This window comes from Nocardia sp. NPDC003345 (genome assembly GCF_053589395.1).
This window is the reverse complement of sequence record NZ_JBSFRU010000468.1, coordinates 1-3591: the sequence shown is the minus strand read 5'-3', so window position 1 is coordinate 3591 and position 3591 is coordinate 1. Positions and strand designations below refer to the sequence as shown.

Sequence of the window (3591 nt, the reverse complement as noted above, 5' to 3'; positions counted from 1 at the left end):
CATCTTGCGGGCCAGCTGGTTGGCCAGATCGTTGACGTAGTGGGCGACGATCTGTTTGGCGAAGCTGTAGGCGGAGCCGCCCGGACCCTGTTTCGTGGAGCTGCCGAGTTGCGCCGCCAGCGATCCGGTCGCGATGATCGAGGCCCCGGATTCCAGATGCGGCAGACTCGCCTGCACCACGTTGAAGACACCGACGAGATCGGTGTCGATGGTGTCGGACCAGGACCGGATCGTCTGGCCCCTGCCCATGGGAGCGATTCCGGCGTTGGCGACCACGATATCCAGCCGCCCCAGCGCCTCGACCCCTTGCGCGATCGCGTCCCACACCGCACTGCGCTCACGGACATCGACGACCGTCGGATGGGCTCGCACGCCTTCCTTTTCGATCAGCCGGGCGGTCTCCTCCAGATCCTCCGGCCGCGCCAGCGGATAGGTATTGCCCTCGAGATCCGCGCAGATATCGAGCGCGATCACGCTCGCGCCCGCCGCGGCGAGTTCGACCGCGTGTGACCGCCCTTGCCCGCGTGCGGCGCCCGAAACCACCGCGACCTTGCCATCCAGTTTTCCCACCGGACCGTCCTTCCGATTGTGCTGTGATCGTGTTCGTGTGTGGGTGCTCAGCCGCGGGCCGGCACCCGGTGACCGATGGTTTTCGTCTCCAGGTACTGCTGGAAGCCCTCCAGGCCGCACTGCCGGCCCACGCCGCTGTTCTTGTAGCCGCCGAACGGGGCGTCGGCGCCGTAGTACATCCCGCCGTTGACCCCGACGGCCCCGGTCCGGAGCCGGCGCGCGATACCCATGCCGCGGTCGGCCGAGGCGGACAGCACCGCGCCCGCGAGACCGTATTCGCTGTCGTTGGCCAGGCGTACCGCCTCGTCGTCGTCGGAGAACGGGGTCATCACCAGCACCGGGCCGAAGATCTCCTCCCGCGCGATGGGCAGGCGGGGGTCCTCGCACACGAATACGGTCGGTTCGACGTAGTGGCCACCGGCCAGATGGGGCGGCAGGTCCTTCGGCGTGCCGCCGCCGATGACCAGGCGGGCGCCGTCGCGGACCGCCCGGTCGTAGGCGTCGAGCACCTTGGTGCGCTGGGCCTCGCTGATCAACGGGCCGACCATGGTTTCCGGCAGCGCCGGGTCGCCCACAGGTACCGCCTGGAAAGCGGCCGCGACACCGCTGATCATCTCGTCGAAAATCGACCGGTGCACCAGCATGCGGCTCGTCGCGGCGCAGGCCTGCCCGGCGTGTACGCAGACACCGGCCGCGCTGCGCAGCGCGGCCCGGGGGTCGGCGTCCTCGCAGACGATGAGCGCGGATTTGCCACCCAGCTCGAGAAATGTCCGCTTCATGGTGTCCGCGCCCCGGCGCATGAGCATGCGGCCGACCGCGGTCGAACCCGTGAACGAGATGAGATCGACGCGCGGATCGGTGGCCAGCAGTTCGGCCACCTCGTTCGATGGGGTGGGGACGACATTCACCACACCGGCGGGGAAATCGGTGCGCTCGGCGACGAGCCGCCCGAGCCGGGTCGCGTTCCAGGGGGTGTTCGGGTCCGGTTTCAGCACCACCGTATTGCCCGCGGCCAGCGCGGGGCCCAGTTTGTTGAGTACGACCTCGACCGGAAAGTTCGACGGGCAGATCGCGGCGACCACACCCACCGGCTCCTGAACGACGGTGCGTACGTTGCGGTCGCCGAAGAGGCCGCCACCGGGGAGTTCACGCTCCCAGGGGAATTCGTCGATCAAGCCCGCCGGGTAACGCAGTGCTTCGGCCAGTGGCCAGTCCAACTGAGCGATCCGGGTGGTGGCGATCGGGCAGCCGGCCTCGGCCACCAGTTCCTCGCGCAGGAATTCGCTGTCGGCCTCGAGTGCCCGCTGTAGCTGTTCCAGGCAGCGCTGCCGCAGCGCCCGGTTCGTGGACCAGTCGGTCTCGTCGAAGGCGTGCCGGGCCGCGGCGATCGCGCGCAGCATATCCTCGGCGCCCGCCGCGGCGGTACTGCCGAGGACCTGCCCGGTGGCCGGGCCGACATTGTCGAATGTCTCGCCCGAGGCCGCCGCGACCAGCTCCGCGCCGATGAGCATCCGGGATTCGCGGCGTTCGCCCGCCCGACGTCCCAGTTCCGTACCGGGAGCGGCGTTCTGCCCGTCGACCTCGCTCACATCTGTCTCCTGCCCCCGCGGCACCCAACGCCGGCGGATCTCTTACGGTATCAGTAACCGTATAGATTACGGTATGCCCGCTTCGGGGCGAGCTGTCCGCGCGTATTCCTGGGATGAAAGCCCCACTGCCTGCGAATTCGACGCGGAGCGTGCGCGATGCCGCACCTTTTGCGCCGTTTACTCTCCCGTTTGCGGGACAGGCTTTATAGTCTCAATAACTGTAAAACATACAGTAGGTATTACCCGCCGCTGCGGTGCGCTGATTGGAGACGTTCGGCAGATGATGATCCGCTTGCGTTCCCGGGCACTCGCCGACGGTCCCGCGGGACGAACCGACGGCGCCGTGCCCGGTCCCCCGTCCGCCTCGCGGCAGGTGGCCGCGTGGTCCCGCGGATACGTTGACCGGCATCCGGCGACCGCGCTCGCGACCGTGGGTAATCAATTCCTGCTCGGCGTACGGACGATTCAGTGCCTGTTCGCGGATCTGGTCGCGGGCCGGCTGGCCTTCGGGGAAACTGTCCGCCAGTCCGCGTTCATGGCGTCGGCCGCCGTGGTGCCAACGATCTTCGTATCGCTGCCGATCGGCGTCACTCTCTCCATTCAGTTCGGCCTGCTGGCCGGTCAGGTGGGCGCCACCTCGCTGGCCGGCGCGGCGAGCGGACTGGCGGTCATCAGGCAGGGCGCACCCATGGTCGCGGCGCTGCTGATGGCGGCCGCCGTGGGCTCGGCCATCTGCGCCGACCTCGGGTCCCGCAAGATCCGCGAGGAACTGGATGCCATGGAGATCATGGGTGTTTCGGTGATCCGCCGGTTGGTGGTGCCACGGTTCATCGCGGCCGTCCTCATCGGGGTATCGCTCACCGGAGTGGTGTGCTTCGTGGGATACGTCGCGGGATTCCTCTTCAATGTCGTGGCGCAAGGCGGCGCGCCCGGCAGCTTCGTGGCCACCTTCGCCTCCTTCGCGACCGTGAGCGATCTCGTGCTCACGCTGATCAAGGCCGTGGTCTACGGCGCGATCGTCGCCGTGGTCGCCTGCGAGAAAGGTTTGAACACCCAGGGTGGGCCCGCCGGGGTGGCGAACGCGGTGAATTCCACCGTGGTCAGCTCGATTCTGCTGCTCATGATCGTCAATGTCGTTTTCACGCAGCTGTCCATGATGTTGTTTCCCAGGCAGGGTCTGTAATGGCGTCACGGTACTATCCGGCCGGAACCCGCGGTCTGATAAAGGGTTCCACCGAACTCGCGCGGGTGATGGCCCGGCTCGGGCATATGCTCACCTTCTTCTTCCGGGCCATGGCCGGGATTCCGGTGATGTTGCGGTATTACCGTGCCGAATTCACGCGGGTGCTCTCCGACATCATCTGGGGAAACGGTTCGATAGTCGTCGGCGGCGGGACGGCCGGGGTGATCATCGTGCTCGGCGCCGCGGGGG

At 67.6% G+C, this 3591-nt stretch carries 3 protein-coding genes and 1 pseudogene; 2 read left to right on the top strand and 2 right to left on the bottom strand.

Going from position 1 to position 3591, the window contains the following annotated elements; translation table 11 throughout:
• Together ACWDU1_RS30735 and ACWDU1_RS30730 are read right to left on the bottom strand one after the other, a co-directional pair.
• On the bottom strand, positions 1 to 570 hold a 570-nt coding region (locus ACWDU1_RS30735), incomplete at its 3' end, for an SDR family NAD(P)-dependent oxidoreductase (protein ID WP_450003841.1).
• Between the two features lie 47 nt (positions 571 to 617).
• Complete coding sequence (locus ACWDU1_RS30730) at positions 618 to 2081, bottom strand: aldehyde dehydrogenase family protein (RefSeq protein WP_450003843.1); 1464 nt, start codon at positions 2079 to 2081, stop codon at positions 618 to 620.
• 358 nt (positions 2082 to 2439) lie between these two features.
• On the opposite strand from ACWDU1_RS30730, the gene ACWDU1_RS30725 reads away from it, so the two are divergent.
• On the top strand, positions 2440 to 3342 hold the full coding sequence (locus ACWDU1_RS30725) for an MlaE family ABC transporter permease (protein ID WP_450003840.1): 903 nt from the start codon (positions 2440 to 2442) through the stop codon (positions 3340 to 3342).
• Positions 3342 to 3591: pseudogene (locus tag ACWDU1_RS30720) on the top strand (ABC transporter permease); the annotation flags it as partial. The gene ACWDU1_RS30725 and the pseudogene ACWDU1_RS30720, both read left to right, overlap by 1 nt.